Origin of the sequence: Diaphorobacter sp. HDW4A (assembly GCF_011305995.1) — a bacterium.
Lineage (GTDB): Bacteria > Pseudomonadota > Gammaproteobacteria > Burkholderiales > Burkholderiaceae_C > Diaphorobacter_A.
Genome location: NZ_CP049910.1, coordinates 4,444,638 through 4,461,404 on the forward strand (window position 1 = coordinate 4,444,638; position 16,767 = coordinate 4,461,404).

A 16,767-nucleotide genomic window follows, 5' to 3' on the forward strand; every position below is an offset into this window, starting at 1 on the left:
TTGCTTTGATTAGGCCTTGGCCTGGATTTGGTCCAGGGCCTTGGCCAGGTAGCCTACGGTGCGGTCTACGTTGTGCCACTTTTCTAGGCCGAAGAGGCCAATGCGGAAGGTCTTGAAGTCAGGGCCTTCGTCGCATTGAAGGGGGACGCCCGAGGCCGTCTGCAGGCCTACCGCCATGAAGGCTTTGCCGGACTGGATTTCGGGGTTGCTGGTGTAGCTCACGACCACGCCGGGGGCCTTGAAGCCGTCGGCGGCGACGCTGGGGAAACCGCGTGTTTCCAGCAGTGCGCGGACCTTGGCTCCCAGGCCGATCTGTTCCTGGCGAACCTTCTCGAAACCGTATTCGCGCGTCTCCAGCATCACGTCGCGCAGCTTGACGAGCGCGTCGGTCGGCATGGTCGTGTGGTAGGCGTGGGCACCTTTTTCGTAGCCTTCGGCGATGGTCATCCATTTCTTCAGGTCGCATGAGAAGCTGGAGCTTTGTGTTGGCTCGATGGCCTGGCGGGCGCGTTCGGAGAGCATGACCATGGCGCAGCAGGGTGTGCTGCTCCAGCCTTTTTGCGGGGCGCTGATGAGCACGTCGACGCCGGTCTTCTGCATGTCCACCCACATCGCGCCGGAGGCCACGCAATCGAGCACCATGAGCGCGCCGACTTCATGCGCTGCATCGGAGATGGTCTTGATGTAGTCGTCGGGCAGGAGGATGCCGCTCGCCGTTTCCACATGGGGGGCGAAGACGACCTTGGGGCGTTCGATGCGAATGGTTTCCGCCACATCGGCGGCGAGTGCGGGAGCCCACGGGTCCTGCGGGCCTTCACCCTGCTTGCGGGCCTTGCAGACGATGGAGCCGCCGCCGAGTCCGCCTTCGTCGAAGATCTGGGTCCAGCGGTAGCTGAACCAGCCGTTGCGCACGATCAGCACCTTTTCGCGGTTGGCGAACTGGCGGGCCACGGCCTCCATGCCGAAGGTGCCGCTGCCGGGCACGAGCACGGCAGTGTGGGCGTTGTAGACCTCCTTGAGGACACCGAGGATGTCCTGCACCACGCCCACGAATTTCTTGGACATGTGGTTGAGCGCGCGATCGGTGTAGACCACCGAGAACTCCATCAATCCATCGGGGTCGACGTTGGGCAGCAATCCGGGCATGGGGGTATCTCCTGTTGTTGGGGTGGCCCGCACCTGCGTTCGGATGGATCGCGGACGGGCCTGATGACTGGGTCAGCGTTGAAAGGTCGGTGTCTCTTCGAGAGAAATACAGCTTAGCACGCAGTTTGGCGCGCCAGCGTCAGCCAGCAGTGGGGTAGTGACGTCTGCCAAAGATGCCGCTGCCAACGCGCACCATCGTGCTTCCCGCCTTTACGGCGGCCTCAAGATCGTCGGTCATACCCATGGAAAGCGTGTCGAAATTTTCCAGCCCCGCAATTTGCTGCGCTGCAATATCGGCAAACAGCTTCTGCGCGCGCTGGTGCACGGTGAGCTGGGCTGCAAAGTCGGCGGCGGGCTCGGGAATGCTCATGAGCCCGCGCACCACGATGCGCGGCAGCGCGGCAGCGGCGCACACCAGCTCGGCGGTCTCTTCAGGCGAGACGCCCGACTTGTTGGCGCCGCCATCCATGTTCACCTGAATGCAGATCTGCAGTGGCGGCAGATGCTCGGGCCGCTGGTCCGACAGGCGCTGGGCGATCTTGAGCCGGTCCACCGTGTGCGCCCAGTCGAAATGCTCGGCCACGAGGCGCGTCTTGTTGCTCTGGATCGGGCCGATGCAGTGCCATTCGAGCGGTTGGGGTAGGCCGTACTCGGCCACCAGCGCCATCTTCTCGACGGCTTCCTGGATGTAGTTCTCGCCAAAACTGCGCTGACCCGCCTCGGCCGCGTCGCGCACGGCCTCAGGGCCGAAGGTCTTGGACACCGCCAGCAAGGCCACGCTGGCGGCGGATCGCCCCGCCTGCTCGCAGGCCTTGGCGATCTGCGCATGTACTCGTTGGAGATTGTTGGAAATCGTCGTCATAATGTTCGTTGAGGAGTCGTTTCAGCCGATCTGACTAGCGGCACAGGTCAAACAACCTTAACCTGTCAATCTGCTCGGAAACAAGACACCAAGCGTATCAAACGATCAGAGGGATCCCGTGGACATTACCCAACTGCTGGCATTCAGCGTCAAGAACAAAGCCTCCGACTTGCACCTCTCCTCCGGCCTGCCGCCGATGATCCGGGTGCACGGCGATGTGCGCCGCATCAACGTGGACGCGCTCGATCACAAGACCGTGCATGGCATGGTCTACGACATCATGAGCGACTCGCAGCGCAAGACGTATGAAGAGTTCCTCGAGGTCGACTTCTCGTTCGAAATCGAAGGCCTCGCGCGCTTCCGGGTGAATGCCTTCAACCAGAACCGGGGCGCTGCCGCCGTGTTCCGGACGATTCCCAGCAAGATCCTGACGCTTGAGCAGCTGAACGCGCCCAAGATCTTCGGTGACCTCGCGCTCAAGCCGCGCGGTCTGGTGCTGGTGACCGGCCCGACCGGCTCGGGCAAGTCCACGACGCTGGCCGCGATGGTCAACTACCTGAACGAAACCGAGTACGGCCACATCCTCACGGTGGAAGATCCAATCGAATTCGTGCACGAATCCAAGAAGTGCCTGATCAACCAGCGCGAAGTCGGCCCGATGACGCTGTCGTTCGCCGCAGCGCTGAAGTCCGCGCTGCGGGAAGATCCGGACGCGATTCTGGTCGGCGAAATGCGAGATCTTGAAACCATCCGCCTCGCGATGACCGCCGCCGAAACCGGTCACCTGGTGTTCGGCACCCTGCACACCTCGAGCGCCGCCAAGACCATCGACCGTATCATCGACGTGTTCCCGGCCGAAGAAAAGGAAATGGTCCGCGCGATGCTCTCCGAATCGCTGCAGGCCGTGATCTCGCAGACGCTGTGCAAGACCAAGGACGGCCAGGGCCGCGTGGCGGCGCACGAAATCATGCTGGGCACCAGCGCCATCCGCAACCTGATCCGCGAAGCCAAGGTGGCGCAGATGTATTCGACCATCCAGACCAGCAACGGTGTAGGCATGCAGACGCTGGACCAGAATTTGACAGACTTGGTGCGACGCAACATCATCAGCCCGGCCGAGGCCCGTGCCAAGGCCAAGATTCCGGAGAATTTCCCGGGATGACGAGGTAGGCGACAAACGCACCCCACCTTCGGCGCATCGGCAGCGTCGGAACAGGAAGACACCACATGAAAGGCATCTTCGACCTGCTCAAATCCAAGAGCCCCAGAGAAGCCAGGGAAGTTGGAGAGTCGACCCTGTTCACGACGGCCTTCTCCATGGGCAAGAGCGCAAGCAAGGCGGCCGCTCCCTGGGAGGCGCGTGCCGTCGAGGTCGTCGCCACCCGCCTGCCCAAGAGCCGCGGCGGCAAGCTGCTCGAATCGGTCTGGGAGAAGGACCAGTACATGTCGCACCTGAACAAGGACGCACTGGAGCGCATGCAGCGCTTCTTCGCGTTCGCGCAGGTGTCTCCCAACCGCGACCTGATCCGTCAGGACGAATACGGCAATTTCATGATCGTGCTGCTCACCGGCAGCATCGGCGTGGACCGTCGCCAGCCCTGGGGCGAGCACCTGCGGCTGGCCGAAACCCGCCCCGGAGACATTCTGGGCGAGATGTCGCTGCTGGACAGCGGCATCCGCTTTTCCACCTGCACCACGCTCACAGACTGCGAGATCGCCGTGCTGAGCGCCGAGGCGCTCGACGACATGATGGCGCACGACGCGCCACTGGCGGCCGCGCTGATCGCGCTGCTGGCCCGAAAATTGTCACTGCGCCTGCGGGTGGTGAGCTCGCGGCTCAGCGACAATCCCAATGGATGAGGCACGCCGTCAAGCCGCCTTTCCCCACTTTCACGCAACACCCCAATATTTCCAAGAGCCGCCCCGCTTCGGGCAGCCGAAACGACCGAGAGGAACAACATGGAACGCGATCAGGCCAGTAAATTCATCAACGATCTGCTGCGCCTGATGGTCAGTCGGGGGGGGAGTGACCTGTTCATCACGGCCGAGTTTCCTCCCGCCATCAAGGTGGACGGCAAGATCACCAAGGTTTCGCCCCAGCCGCTGACCCCTTCGCACACCTTGATGCTCGCGCGCTCAATCATGAGCGACAAGCAGGTGGCGGATTTCGAGCGCACCAAGGAATGCAACTTCGCGATCTCGCCTGCAGGCATCGGCCGCTTTCGCGTGAATGCCTTCGTGCAGCAGGGCCGCGTCGGGCTGGTGCTGCGGACGATTCCGCTCACGCTGCCGACCATCGACGGTCTCGGCGTGCCGCAGGTACTCAAGGATGTGACCATGGCCAAGCGCGGCCTGTGCATTCTGGTGGGTGCGACCGGCTCGGGCAAATCGACCACACTGGCCGCCATGCTCGACTGGCGCAATGAAAACTCCTACGGTCACATCATCACCGTGGAAGACCCGGTGGAATTCGTGCACCCGCACAAGAACTGCGTGGTCACCCAGCGTGAGGTGGGCCTAGATACCGACAGCTGGGAAGCCGCGCTCAAGAACACGCTGCGCCAAGCACCCGACGTCATTCTGATGGGCGAAATCCGCGACCGCGAGACCATGGAACACGCCGTGGCCTTCGCCGAAACCGGGCACCTGTGCCTTGCTACGCTGCACGCCAACAGTGCCAACCAGGCGCTGGACCGCATCATCAACTTCTTCCCCGAAGAACGCCGAGCACAGCTGCTGATGGACCTGTCGCTGAACCTGCGTGCCCTCGTCTCGCAGCGCCTGATCCCCAAGCAGGACGGCAAGGGCCGCGCCGCCGCCGTGGAGATCATGCTGAACTCGCCGCTGATCGCCGACTTGATCTTCAAGGGCGAGGTCGCTGAGATCAAGGAAATCATGAAGAAGAGCCGCAACCTCGGCATGCAGACGTTTGACCAGGCGCTGTTCGACCTGTTCGAAGCCAACATGATCACGTATGAGGACGCCCTTCGAAACGCCGACTCGGTCAACGACCTGCGCCTGCAGATCAAGCTGAGCAGCCAGCGCGCCAAGACCACCGACCTGTCGGCCGGCACAGAGCACTTCGCAATCGTCTGACCCCGCCTTTGAACCTTTGATCCTCTTAGCCACTGTACGAACCAACTGGAGTTTTTGTTAAATGAGCAGCATCAATCCCCGCACGTATGACGCCATCCCTGCACGCAAGGTCGCGTTTCTGGGTCTGGGCGTCATGGGCTATCCGATGGCTGGGCATCTGGCCAAAGCGGGGCATCAGGTGTCGGTCTACAACCGCACCTCGGCCAAGGCTGAAGCCTGGGTCAAGGAGTTCGGCGGCAGCTTCGGCACCACGCCCAAGGCAGCCGTGAAAGACGCCGAAATCGTGTTCTGCTGTGTTGGCAACGATGACGACCTGCGCTCCGTCGTGCTCGGCGAGCACGGCGCTTTTGCGGGCATGGGCGCCAACACCGTCTTCGTCGACCACACCACGGCCTCGGCCCAGGTGGCGCGCGAGCTCTACGAAAAAGCGCAGTCGCTCGGCTTGCAGTTCATCGACGCGCCGGTCTCCGGCGGTCAGGCGGGCGCCCAGAACGGCCAGCTCACGGTAATGTGCGGGGGCGCTCAAGTCCCCTTCGACGACACCCGCCCCACCGCCTTGGCTTTCTCGCGCGCCTTCACCCTGATCGGCGACAGCGGCGCTGGCCAGCTCGCCAAGATGGTCAACCAGATCTGCATCGCGGGCCTGGTCCAAGGCCTGTCGGAAGCGATCGCCTTCGGTCAACAGGCCGAACTCGACATGAACGTCGTGCTTGACGTGATCAGCAAGGGCGCCGCCCAGAGCTGGCAAATGGAAAACCGCGGCAAGACCATGGTGCAAGGCAAGTTCGACTTCGGCTTCGCCGTCGACTGGATGCGCAAGGATCTGGGTCTGGTGCTCGACGAAGCCAAACGCAACGGCGCCCGCGTGCCAGTGACCGCACTGGTCGACCAGTTCTACGGCGACGTGCAGCAGTCCGGCGGAGCCCGCTGGGATACCTCCAGCCTCATCACCCGCCTGCGCAAGCCAAAGCAGTAACAAGCATCCAAACAAAACTAAAAACCGGTCAGAACGCAAGTCCCGACCGGTTTTTGTATTTTCATTCAAGACAGCGAGCCCCCGAAGCGCGCGGAGCACTCGATCTCCCACCCCAACGGCAAGACGGCCCCTCAGGCCAGGCGTCGAAGCCGCAGATCAGTACTCTCATACGGCAAGGCTTCGCAACGACGCATGAGGGGCTGTATTGCCGCCTCCAAACGCCCCACCATGAAGCCAAAGACTTCATCCACAAATCAGCGAACAGGCGCAGTCTGAATGGCAGGCAAAGGCGTTCCTTGAATCTCGGTACGCGATGGCCCAGACGGAGCCGCAGGTTCAGCCGCAAGCGGCGCAGGAGTCACTGTCCCAGAAGAAGAAGTTCCAGTAGAACCCGCATCCTGCACGGGTGCACCCTGCTGCTTGCTGTAATTGGCGAGCTCGTCTTCGGAAATCACTTCGAACACGCGCACCACCTTGCGCACGTTGTCCACACCCCGTGCGATTTCCGCGGAGCGCTTGGCCTCACGCGGCGTGACACGCCCCATCAGATAAACCACGTCCCGTTCGGTAACCACCTTGAAAACGTTGGACGACAGATCCTTGGCGTCCACGAGGCTGGCCTTGACCTTGCCGGTGATCAGCGTGTCACGCGAGCGCTGGGAAAAACCGGAGTTCTCCATGACGCCGAGCTCGTTGACCACCGTCTTCACGTTCTCGACCGCACGCGCTTCCTTCTCGGCTTTCTGGCTCTCCTCGACCGTCGGGACTTCACCGGTCAGCAGCACCTGGCGGTTGAAGCTGGTCACGTTGAAGTGGCCACGGCCGTTCATCACGTCCTTGAGGCGACCAGAGACCTTGTTCTCAATGCCTTCGTCCTCGACCTGGGTGCCGGTGGTCCGGCGATCCGTTGCCATCAACGTGCCCATCACCGCGCCGCCGCCTAGCACCACGGGGGCGCAGGCGGTCAGTCCAGCAGCCAGCAGCGCGGCCGCCAACACGGAGCAAGTGGTACGGGCATGAAGGAATTTCATCAAAGCATCTCCTGTTCACCTAACAACTGGGTATCCACACCGTCACACAGACAGTGCAGGATGAGCAAATGCACCTCGCGCACGCGAGCGGCGCGCTCGTGCGGCACGCAGACCTGCACATCGGTCTCGCGCATGACGCCGCCCATGGCACCCGAATCGCGAGCGCACAAGGCGATCACCGACATGTCGCGCTCATGCGCCGCAAGCACGGCTTCCAGCAACGCGGGCTCGTCGCCATTCACGCACAGCACCAGCAACACGTCACCCGCAGCGCCCAACGCACGTACCTGCCGGGCAAACGCGCCCACTTCAAACGACTGCCCCAATGAGCCGGACCAGCCCGCATCGGCCGAAAGCGCAATGGCGGCCAGCTCCGGACGCTCACGCTCGAAGCCTGCCACGCACATCATGGCGAACTGCAGCGCCTGAGCGGACGACAGCCCCGAGCCACAAGCCAGCACCTTGGAGCCGTTGGTGACGCAGGCGAGCAGCGCCTGCACCGCCGCGTTGATGGGGTCGCTCAAGGCCTGCGCCGCCTGGTATTTGACGTCGGCGCTGTCGATGAAATGTTGTTGGATTCGTTGCTCAAGCATGGACTGCCGATGATACTTGGCTAGCGCCAACGCGAAGTGTCTGAATTCCAAATCCGTATCGGCATATATCCATTGGGGACGATAAAAGTGCCGAAATGTTCAATCTCCAGCGTCAAACGCACTCTTGAGCCACACGGGTTCCCGCTCGATCAGCACCACGTCGAAGCGACACGGTGGATGGGCCACAAGTGCCGCCAGATAATGCCGTGCCGCCAGAATGATGCGCCGCTGCTTGGTCTGGCCGATGCTCGCGCCCGCGCCGCCGAACTGGGCCGAGCCCCGGCTGCGCACCTCGACGAAGACCAGTGTTCCGTCGCGATCACGCATGATCAGGTCAATTTCTCCGCCACCCCGGCCCGGGGTTCGATAATTGCGGGTGACGAGCTTCAGCCCGGCCTTCTGCAGATAGGCCAGCGCCTGATCCTCGGCGAACATGCCTTGCACGCGCGTGGTCTGATCCGACATGTCCGCGTTTGTGTTGTCAGTGGCTTGCGCCGCCTGCCCCTTCATTCTTTTCAGGAAACCCCATGAGCACATCTTTTGCCTCTGCCCTGACAGCTGCCCAGGAAGCAGCCGGTGCTCAACATTATCCGCAGGGCGCGCTGTACGTCGTGGCGACCCCGATCGGCAATCTTGCAGATATCACGCTGCGCGCCCTGTATGTGTTGCAACTAGCCGACCATGTCGCCTGCGAGGACACCCGCCACACCCAGCAGATGCTGCGCGCCTACGGCCTCGACAAGTCCGGCAGCCAATTGCTGGCCGTGCACCAGCACAACGAGGCCGAGCGCTCGGCGCAGGTGATCGATCTGCTGCAACAAGGCAAACGGGTTGTCTACGTGAGCGACGCGGGTACGCCGGGCGTGAGCGATCCGGGCGCGCGCCTGTGCGCGGCGGTACAGACTGCAGGGCTGCGGTCTATTCCGCTGCCGGGCGCAAGCAGTGTGACCACCGCCATCAGCGTGGCAGGAATCGTCTCGCCCGATGCCCAGGGCTTTCTGTTCGCCGGATTTCTGCCGACCAAGTCGGCCGAGCGCTCCACGGTCATTGACCAACTCGCGCTCGAGCCGCGCGCCGTCGTGCTGCTGGAAGCGCCGCACCGCATCGAAGAACTCGCCAAGGCGCTCGCCGTGCTGGGTGATCGCCCGGTGACGCTGGCGCGCGAGATCAGCAAGCAGTTCGAGCAGATCACCACCCATGCGGCCAGCGCACTGCAGGCCTGGCTGCAATCGGACAGTCAACACAGTCGCGGCGAATTCGTGGTGGTAATTCACCCCGCGACACAAAGCGACGAGCACGATCCCAAGGAGCAGCAGATCCTGCAGTTGCTGCTCGCGGAACTGCCGATGAAAGTCGCCGTGCGCCTGACCGCTCAGATCACCGGTGGCGCGCGCAATCGGCTCTACGACATGGCGCTCGCATTGAAATCGAACAGCGATGATGAAAATACTGAGGAAGAATGAATCCGCAAAGGAAATTGTGCGTATTCTGCGCAAGCCCTGCCTAGAGTAGCAGCGCATTCGGTCAGTCGGGCTCGCCGCTGCCGCAATGGAATGAATGGTGCGATCAACGCTCGTCTGTGAGCATTCAACCGCTGCGCGCATGTATGTAGAAGACATTCAAGGTCTCTCGACCAGCGCATCACTCCGGGCCCCTGTTCATATCAACCCGATCGCGAATCGCGGATCGCGTCTGGGGTCCAACGGGACATCTAACTCAACTTTTCTTTTTGATTGAACACTGCGTGGTTGGCACGCTTTCAAAATACCGGATGGAAAAAGGCGTGTCCAAAGCTAGGGCGGGTCCTCCATCGCAAACGGTCTTCGCTTCCAAAGAGAGCGCTGGGTCGCTCGCAGATCGGAATCAAGTGCGTCACGCTCATCCTCCAGCGTGTCGAGCAGCGACTGCAATGCGCACACCTGCTTGCCGTCGGTCCCACTCGTGAGCGACAGTTCGATGTCGGACTTGAGCGCCACATGCGCCGCCACGATTTCCGCACAACGCTGCGCCTGAGCCTGCCCGAGTACGCCAGTCGCAGAAGCGCAATCTGCAGAGCAGCGCAGCTCGTGTTCGAATTCGTCGGCAATGCACTGGTAGGCCAGTCGCAACGCGTCCAGATCGCGGCTCGCGCGTGCGATATCGTCAAGCATGCGGTTGAGCTTGAGCAGATGGGACTTGGCGATTTTTTCGGGAAACATAACGGGCTCCTAGAGTATCAACGAACAGGCGCTGCAAATGGCACCTGACAAAGTGAATTCAATACAACGCCCGCACAAGAAACTGCATTGGTTCATCAGTTTGCAATCAGCGTGATAAAAATCAACAAGCAGCGAAGCTCTATCCCATTTATAGAGTTACAAGATGCAGCAAACGTCGCGTCAATGAGCCAGATCGAGTCCATTTGGTCTGCATGGTGTTCCAAATTTTCACCGTCGTCCAGACCATCCCAGCAACGCATCACACGTGCATGCGCCGCTTGCGAATCCTTTAACATCGTCACACATGCAAACGCTCGCCAAGCGCTGGCGACGACGCAGAAAGAAACAGGAGACAGTGGAGTGATGGATCTCTATCACAGCGTCAGCGCACGCTCATTTCGGGCATTGTGGATGTTCGAGGAACTGGGCCTGCCGTACCGACTTTCGATGCTGCCCTTTCCGCCGCGCGTCATGCAGCGCAGCTTTCTCGAACTCAATCCGCTGGGAACGGTCCCGCTGCTGCTCGAGGGCAATCAGCGCCTCACCGAGTCAAGTGCCATCTGCCAGTACCTGTGCAGCCTCGTCCCCGGCACGCCGCTGGCGGTGCAGCCCGGCGATGCCGAGTACGCGGGCTATCTGAACTGGCTGTTCATGTCGGACGCCACCCTCACCTTCCCGCTCACACTGGTGTTGCGCTATACCCACTTCGAGCCACCCGAGCGCCGCCAGCCGCAGGTTGCGCAGGACTATGCGCGCTGGTTCTTCGGCCGCCTCAAAGCGGTGGAGAGTGCCCTGTCGCAGCGCGAACATCTCTGCGCCGGGCGCTTCACCGCCGCCGACATCGCCGTGAGCTATGCACTGATGCTGTCCGAGTTTCTCGACATGTCGGCTCAATGGGGCCCGGCCACGCAGGCCTATTGGCAGCGGCTGCAGGCGCGCCCGGCCTACCAGCGCAGTCTTGAGATCGAACGCCAGGCGGCCATCAATCAGGGCGTGGACCCGATGCCGTCGCCGCTGCTGCGGCCCTGAACCAACTGTTTGTAGAACCAACGGCGGAGCCTCCCCATCATGATCACCGTAACCGACGAGACGACGATCGGCGAGGCGCTGCAAGCCGCCGTCGAACGCTATGCGGACAACAGCCTGCTGGCCGTTCCCTCCAACCCGCAGCGCAGCTATGCGCCCCATGGTGTGGAGATCAGCTACCGAGAGGCGGGCAGGCAGATCGCGGCACTCGCCAGACAATACCGCGAGGCGGGCTACGGGCTCGGCCACCGCGTCGCGCTGCTGCTCGAAAGCCGCCCCGAGCACATGCTGCACAAGCTCGCGCTCAACACACTGGGCATCTGCGTCGTGCCCGTGAACCCCGACTACCGCCGCCGCGAATTGAACTATCTGATGGACCACTCCAAGGTCGATCTCGTCGTCTGCCTGCCGTCGCGGCTGGCGTCGATCCGCGAATCGCTGGAGGACACGAAGCACCAGCCTGCCGTCACCACCGTCGATCCCAACGACGCCACATCGCTGCAACTGCCGACAGCCCATCGCGCGGCACTCACTGGCGAGGTGCATGCGGACACGCCCGCTAGCATCCTCTATACCTCGGGCACCACCGGCCAGCCCAAGGGTTGCGTGCTCTCGCATGCCTACGAGCTGGCCGCCGGCAAGTGGTACGCAAGCCAGCCAGGTTTCGTCTCGATTCAGGAAGGCCGCGAGCGGCTGTTCAATCCACTGCCGCTCTTTCACGTCAACGCGTCCATCCTGTCGTTCTACTGCATGCTGCTGTCGGGGGGCTGCCAGATCCAGACGGACCGCTTTCAGCCATCGCGCTGGTGGGAAGAAGTTGCGAGCTCACGCGCGAGCATCGTGCACTACCTCGGCGTGATCATTCCGCTGCTGCTCAAACAGCCCGAATCGGAATGGGAGAAGAAGCATGTCATCCGCTTCGGCTATGGCGCGGGCGTGGAGCCGCAGCTACATGCGGTGTTCGAGCAGCGCTTCGGCTTTCCGCTGATCGAGCTGTGGGGCATGACCGAAGTGGTGCGCACGCTCTCCGACTACACGGCGGACCGTCAGGTCGGCACGCGCTCGTTCGGCCGTGGCGAGCCGGGTCTGGAAGCACTGGTGGCCGACGAGACCGGCGCGCCCACTCCCTTCGGCACACCCGGCGAGTTGCTGGTGCGCTATTCCGAGCAGACACCGCGCAAACATTTCTTCAGCGAATATCTGGATGACCCCACCGCCACCGAAAAGGCCTGGACCGGCGGCTGGTTCCACACCGGCGACGTGGTCGTGCAGGACCCCGACGGCCTGCTGCATTTCATGGACCGGCGCAAGAACATCATCCGCCGCTCGGGCGAGAACATCGCGGCCGCCGAGGTCGAAGCAATCCTGCTCACGCACCCCAAGGTGCAGGGCGTCGCGGTGATGGCCGCGCCCGACGCGATCCGCGAAGAAGAGGTACTGGCGAGCATCGTGCTCGTTCCGGGCGAGTCCGCCAGCGAAGAACTCTGCAGCGAGCTGTTCGACTTCTGCAGTAAGGAAATGGCCTACTACAAGGTGCCGGGCTGGTGGTGGTTCACCGACGCGATTCCCACGACCGGCACACAGAAGATCCAGAAGCACCGCATTCTCGCTGCGGGACAAGAGCCAAGCTCGCTGCCCGGCATTCGCGATCTGCGCGCCAAGAAAAAACGCAGTTGAACGCGCAAGACTTCAAGCAGCGCTGCGAATCAGTTCAGCGCCTTTTTCACCAATCATCATCGTCGCCGCGCAGGTGTTGGCCGAGGTGATCTCGGGCATCACGGATGCATCGACCACGCGCAGATTCGGCACGCCATGCACGCGCAGCCGCGCATCGACCACGGCCCCCGCATCGCTCGCAGGCCCCATGCGCGCCGTACCGTTGAGGTGGTAGGACGAGACTCCGTAGCGGCTGATGAAGTCGAGGATCTCGTCATCGCTCTGCACCTGCTTGCCGGGCATCACCTCGCCCTCGCGGAACTGCGCGAGCGCCTGGGTGTGCAGCAGCGCGCGCGCCAAACGCACGCCGCGGATCAGCGTCAAGCGGTCGTCCGCGTCATCAAGATAGTTGGGCTGCACGATGGGATCGATCGCCGGATCGGCCGAGGCGATGCGTACGCTGCCTTCGCTTTTCGGCCGGTGCTGCCACACACCACAGGTCATGCCGGGATAACGGTCGAGCATGCCGACATAGCCCTCACGATAGCTCGCTGGTGAGAACACGCCCTGCAGATCGGGGCGCGTGAGACCGCCCTGCGACTGCCAGAACCAGTGCACGACGGAGGGGCTGAGCGACAGGATGTTGGGCTTGCCGCGCAGCCAGTCGAAGACCTGGCCCCAGAGACGCGGCACGCGCGCCATCTCGTTGATGGTGACGGCGTTCTTTACGCGCGCGACGAGGCGGATCGAGAAATGGTCCTTGAGATGACGCCCCACACCGGGCAGATGCACCTGCGACGCGATGCCGAGCTCGCGCAGTTGCTCGCCGTCGCCGATGCCCGAGAGCTGCAGCAACTTGGGTGTGTTGATCGCACCGGCGCAGACGATCACCTCGCGCCGCGCGTGCGCCATGTGCATGGCACCGCCCTGCCGATACACCACGCCCGCCGCCGATGCGCCCCGCAACACCACGCGCTGCGCCTGCGCATTCGTCAACACATGCAGATTGCGCGCGTGCATGGCTGGGCGCAGAAAGGCCGCCGACGTGCTCACGCGCCAGCCCTTGTGGATCGTGCGCTGGAAGTAGCCCACGCCCTGCTGGAAGGCGCCATTGTAGTCGGGGTTACGCGGCATGCCGAGCTCTTCAGCACCCTGCAGAAAGGCCTCACAAACGGGATGCGGCCAATGCGGCAGCGTGACCTTCAACGCGCCTGTGTGACCGCGCAGCAGAGGATCGCCTCCGTCAATGAACGCCTCGGAACGTTTGAAATACGGCAGCACCTCATCGTAGGACCAGCCCGGGTTGCCCAACGCTGCCCAGCCGTCGAAATCCTCGTGCTGGCCCCGGTTGTAGACCAGCCCGTTGATCGAGGTGGAGCCGCCGAGCGTCTTGCCCTGAGGCAGCGGAATGCGCCGCCCGCCCGTGCGTTTGGTGGGCTCGGAACTAAACTGCCAGGCCAGCTTTGGATTGAAGATGACCTTGATGAAACCGGCAGGCAGCTTGAGCCAAGGATGGCTGTCCGCTGGCCCTGCCTCGAGCAAGCAGATGGTGACGTTCGGGTCCTCGCTGAGGCGCGCGGCCACGATAGCGCCCGCAGCGCCGCTGCCGACGATCACATAGTCATAGGTGTCGCCAGCGGGCTCGTTCATGCATGCGCTCCAAGATAGGCTGCGCGCACCTTGGGATCGCGCCGCAGCTCGGCCGCGCGCCCTTCGAGCGTGAAGCGACCAGTCTCCAGCACATAGGCGCGGTCGGCCACGGCCAGCGCCTGATTGGCCATCTGCTCGACCAGCAGAATGGTCACCCCCTGCGCCTTCAGCTGCCGCACGATGGCAAAAATTTCCTTCACGATAAGTGGCGCGAGGCCGAGCGACGGCTCGTCGAGCAGCAGCAGCTTGGGCCGTGACATCAGCGCGCGCGCTATGGCCAGCATCTGCTGCTCGCCGCCCGACATGGTGCCCGCCATCTGCTCGCGCCGCTCGCGCAGTCGCGGAAAGGCGATGAACTGCTTTTCGATGTCGGCTGCGATCTCGGCTACACCATCCTTGCGGTGATAGGCGCCGAGCAGCAGGTTGTCGTGCACCGTCTGATCGGCGAACACCTGACGGCCCTCGGGGCTCTGCGCGATGCCGAGCGGCACGCGCAGATGGCCAGGCATGCGGGTGATGTCCGCGCCCTCGAATGCGATGTTTCCTTGCGCTGCGGGCTCAAGGCCCGAGATGGCCTTCATCAGCGTGCTCTTGCCCGCACCGTTGCCGCCGATGATGGTGACGACCTCGCCCGCGTTCACATGCAGCGAAACGCCCTTGAGCGCCTGCACCGCGCCGTAATGCACCTGCAGGGAATCCACGCGCAGCAATGCGTTGTGCTCAGGCATGCTGGCCTCCAAGCTCGTCGTTCTCGTCCTCATCATCACTGCCCAGATAGGCGGCGATCACGCGCGGATTGTTCTGCACTTCGGCGGGCGTGCCTTCGGCGATCTTCTGACCGTAGTCGAGCACGATCACGTGGTCGGACACGGCCATCACCAGATCCATGTGATGCTCGATCAACAGCACCGTGATGCCCAGATCGCGGATGCGCGCGATCACCTGCACCAGCTCCTGCGTTTCCTGCGGGTTGAGACCGGCAGCAGGCTCGTCGAGCAGCAGCAATCGGGGATGGGTGGCGAGCGCGCGCGCCAGTTCCAGCCGCCGCTGCAGACCGTAGGGAAGACTGCCCGCGATGTCGAGCGCCTTGTCGCGCAGATGCAGGCGTTCGAGAATCTGCAGCGCCTCGTCGCGTGCGGCTAGCTCTGCCTTGTATGCCTTGCCCACGCCAATCAGACTCGCAAAGAAGCCCGCCTTGATGTGGGAATGCAGCCCGACCTTAACGTTGTCGAGCACGCTCATGTCGCTGAACAGCCGCAGGTTCTGGAACGTGCGGCCCAGGCCCATGCGCGCGATCCGGTTGGGCGAGACGCCGACGATGTTCTGCCCCGCAAACCAAATGCTGCCGCGCTCCGGCGCGACGATGCCCGAGAGGATGTTGAGCAGCGTGGTCTTGCCCGCGCCGTTCGGCCCGATCAGCGAATGCACATGGCCGGGGCGGATCTGCAGGTTCACGTCATTGGTCGGCACCACGCCGCCATAGGCCTTGTAGAGACCGCGCGCGTCGAGCAACACGCTGGCGTCGCCACCCGTCGGCTGCGCCTTGAGCTGCCAGGCGGGCAGCGTGTCCGGAAGCGCCTCTTTCGGCACCAGTCCCGGCGCGAACTTGCGTGCCAGCGTGCGCACGAATCCCGCGAGGCCATTGGGCATCGCATAGAGTGCGAACAGCAGCAGCGCGCCGTAGGTGAAATGCTGCACATCGGGCCAACGCGAGAGCAGCGAATCAAGCAGCGTGAGCACCACCGCACCGAGCAGCGGCCCGTAGACCGAGTTGCCACCGAACAGCACGATCAGCAGAAAGAAGATCGACAGATTGAAGGTGATGAAATCCGAATTGATGTACTGGTTCTGCTGCGCGATCAAAGCGCCCGCGATGCCGCAGGTGAACGCGCTGATCACGAAGGCCAGTACCTTGAATTTGTAGACGCTCACGCCCACGCTCTCGGCCGCAACCTCCGCCGTGTTCACCGCCAGAAACGCGCGGCCGAATCGCCCGTTCAACAGGTAGCGGAACATCACATGCAGCAGCACGCAGAGCATCAGCACGAACCAGACCCACTGTTTGGTGCCGAACATCTGCCCGGCGAAGTTCAGCGGAATCACGCCGTAAATGCCCTGCTGCCCGGCGAACACGTCCTGCCATTCGGAGACGATCTTCTCGACCACGATGCCGAAGCCAATCGTCACCATCGCCAGCGCTGGCCCCTTTACACGCAGCGCGGGCAAGGCGATGACCACGCCGAACAGTCCCGCGAGCCCCCCCGCCATCGCGAAGGCCACCCACGGATTCCAGCCCCAGCGCGCGGTGAGCAGCGACACCGCATAGGCCCCCACGGCGAACAGTCCGGCATGGCCTAGCGACTTCTGCCCGGTGTAGTTGACCAGCACATTGAGACCCGAGGCGGCGATGTAGTTCACGCCGATCAGAAAGACGATGCGCAGATAAAAATCGTTGCTGGTGAACAGCGGAATCGCCGCCACCAACGCGGCCACGATGATCAGCCACAGGTAATGTTTGGACTCGCCGCGCATC

The 16,767-nt window shown here is 62.9% G+C and carries 16 protein-coding genes; 7 read left to right on the forward strand and 9 right to left on the reverse strand.

Annotated elements, in window-relative coordinates:
* Positions 1-9: 9 nt before the first annotated feature.
* Complete coding sequence (locus tag G7047_RS20355; RefSeq protein ID WP_166309529.1) at positions 10-1,146, reverse strand: aminotransferase class V-fold PLP-dependent enzyme; 1,137 nt, start codon at positions 1,144-1,146, stop codon at positions 10-12.
* A gap of 139 nt (positions 1,147-1,285) precedes the next feature.
* On the reverse strand, positions 1,286-2,008 hold the full coding sequence (locus tag G7047_RS20360; protein WP_166309531.1) for a YggS family pyridoxal phosphate-dependent enzyme: 723 nt from the start codon (positions 2,006-2,008) through the stop codon (positions 1,286-1,288).
* Positions 2,009-2,126: 118 nt separating this feature from the next.
* On the opposite strand from G7047_RS20360, the gene G7047_RS20365 reads away from it, so the two are divergent.
* From G7047_RS20365 to G7047_RS20380, 4 genes are all read left to right on the forward strand, one after another.
* Positions 2,127-3,170, forward strand: a complete 1,044-nt coding sequence (locus tag G7047_RS20365; protein ID WP_166309533.1) for a type IV pilus twitching motility protein PilT — start codon at positions 2,127-2,129, stop codon at positions 3,168-3,170.
* Positions 3,171-3,235: 65 nt separating this feature from the next.
* Positions 3,236-3,868 carry a cyclic nucleotide-binding domain-containing protein gene (locus G7047_RS20370; protein ID WP_166309535.1) on the forward strand — a complete coding sequence of 211 codons (633 nt, stop codon included), beginning with the start codon at positions 3,236-3,238 and terminating at the stop codon, positions 3,866-3,868.
* 99 nt (positions 3,869-3,967) lie between these two features.
* The gene (locus tag G7047_RS20375; protein ID WP_166309537.1) at positions 3,968-5,104 is read left to right on the forward strand and encodes a PilT/PilU family type 4a pilus ATPase; all 1,137 of its coding nucleotides are present in this window, start codon (positions 3,968-3,970) and stop codon (positions 5,102-5,104) included.
* A 61-nt stretch (positions 5,105-5,165) separates the two neighbouring features.
* Positions 5,166-6,080 (forward strand): NAD(P)-dependent oxidoreductase, encoded by a 915-nt coding sequence (locus tag G7047_RS20380; protein ID WP_166309539.1) that lies wholly within the window; start codon positions 5,166-5,168, stop codon positions 6,078-6,080.
* Between the two features lie 254 nt (positions 6,081-6,334).
* On the opposite strand, the gene G7047_RS20385 is transcribed toward G7047_RS20380, so the two are convergent.
* The 3 genes from G7047_RS20385 to G7047_RS20395 form a co-directional block, all read right to left on the reverse strand.
* Complete coding sequence (locus G7047_RS20385; protein WP_166309541.1) at positions 6,335-7,111, reverse strand: BON domain-containing protein; 777 nt, start codon at positions 7,109-7,111, stop codon at positions 6,335-6,337.
* A complete protein-coding gene (locus G7047_RS20390) occupies positions 7,111-7,704 on the reverse strand; it encodes an SIS domain-containing protein (RefSeq protein ID WP_166309543.1) in 594 nt (197 codons plus the stop codon). The genes G7047_RS20385 and G7047_RS20390 overlap by 1 nt, the downstream gene beginning before the upstream one ends.
* A gap of 99 nt (positions 7,705-7,803) precedes the next feature.
* Positions 7,804-8,169 (reverse strand): YraN family protein, encoded by a 366-nt coding sequence (locus tag G7047_RS20395; protein ID WP_166309545.1) that lies wholly within the window; start codon positions 8,167-8,169, stop codon positions 7,804-7,806.
* Between the two features lie 62 nt (positions 8,170-8,231).
* On the opposite strand from G7047_RS20395, the gene rsmI reads away from it, so the two are divergent.
* Positions 8,232-9,167, forward strand: coding sequence for a 16S rRNA (cytidine(1402)-2'-O)-methyltransferase (gene rsmI, locus G7047_RS20400; RefSeq protein WP_166309547.1), 936 nt, complete (start codon positions 8,232-8,234; stop codon positions 9,165-9,167).
* Positions 9,168-9,497: 330 nt separating this feature from the next.
* On the opposite strand, the gene G7047_RS20405 is transcribed toward rsmI, so the two are convergent.
* A complete protein-coding gene (locus G7047_RS20405) occupies positions 9,498-9,902 on the reverse strand; it encodes a hypothetical protein (protein ID WP_166309549.1) in 405 nt (134 codons plus the stop codon).
* A gap of 363 nt (positions 9,903-10,265) precedes the next feature.
* Here G7047_RS20405 and G7047_RS20410 point away from each other — a divergent pair, with 363 nt between their 5' ends.
* Positions 10,266-10,931, forward strand: coding sequence for a glutathione S-transferase family protein (locus G7047_RS20410; protein WP_371813811.1), 666 nt, complete (start codon positions 10,266-10,268; stop codon positions 10,929-10,931).
* 39 nt (positions 10,932-10,970) lie between these two features.
* Positions 10,971-12,605, forward strand: a complete 1,635-nt coding sequence (locus G7047_RS20415; RefSeq protein ID WP_166309553.1) for an AMP-binding protein — start codon at positions 10,971-10,973, stop codon at positions 12,603-12,605.
* Between the two features lie 12 nt (positions 12,606-12,617).
* On the opposite strand, the gene G7047_RS20420 is transcribed toward G7047_RS20415, so the two are convergent.
* From G7047_RS20420 to G7047_RS20430, 3 genes are read right to left on the reverse strand one after another with little or no spacing between them, the layout of a single operon-like run.
* Entirely contained in the window at positions 12,618-14,234 is a 1,617-nt protein-coding gene (locus G7047_RS20420; RefSeq protein WP_166309555.1) for a GMC family oxidoreductase, read from the reverse strand.
* A complete protein-coding gene (locus G7047_RS20425) occupies positions 14,231-14,962 on the reverse strand; it encodes an ABC transporter ATP-binding protein (protein ID WP_166309557.1) in 732 nt (243 codons plus the stop codon). Before G7047_RS20425 ends, G7047_RS20420 begins: the two co-directional genes overlap by 4 nt.
* Positions 14,955-16,766 carry an ATP-binding cassette domain-containing protein gene (locus tag G7047_RS20430; protein WP_166312178.1) on the reverse strand — a complete coding sequence of 604 codons (1,812 nt, stop codon included), beginning with the start codon at positions 16,764-16,766 and terminating at the stop codon, positions 14,955-14,957. The genes G7047_RS20425 and G7047_RS20430 overlap by 8 nt, the downstream gene beginning before the upstream one ends.
* Position 16,767 lies beyond the last annotated feature (1 nt).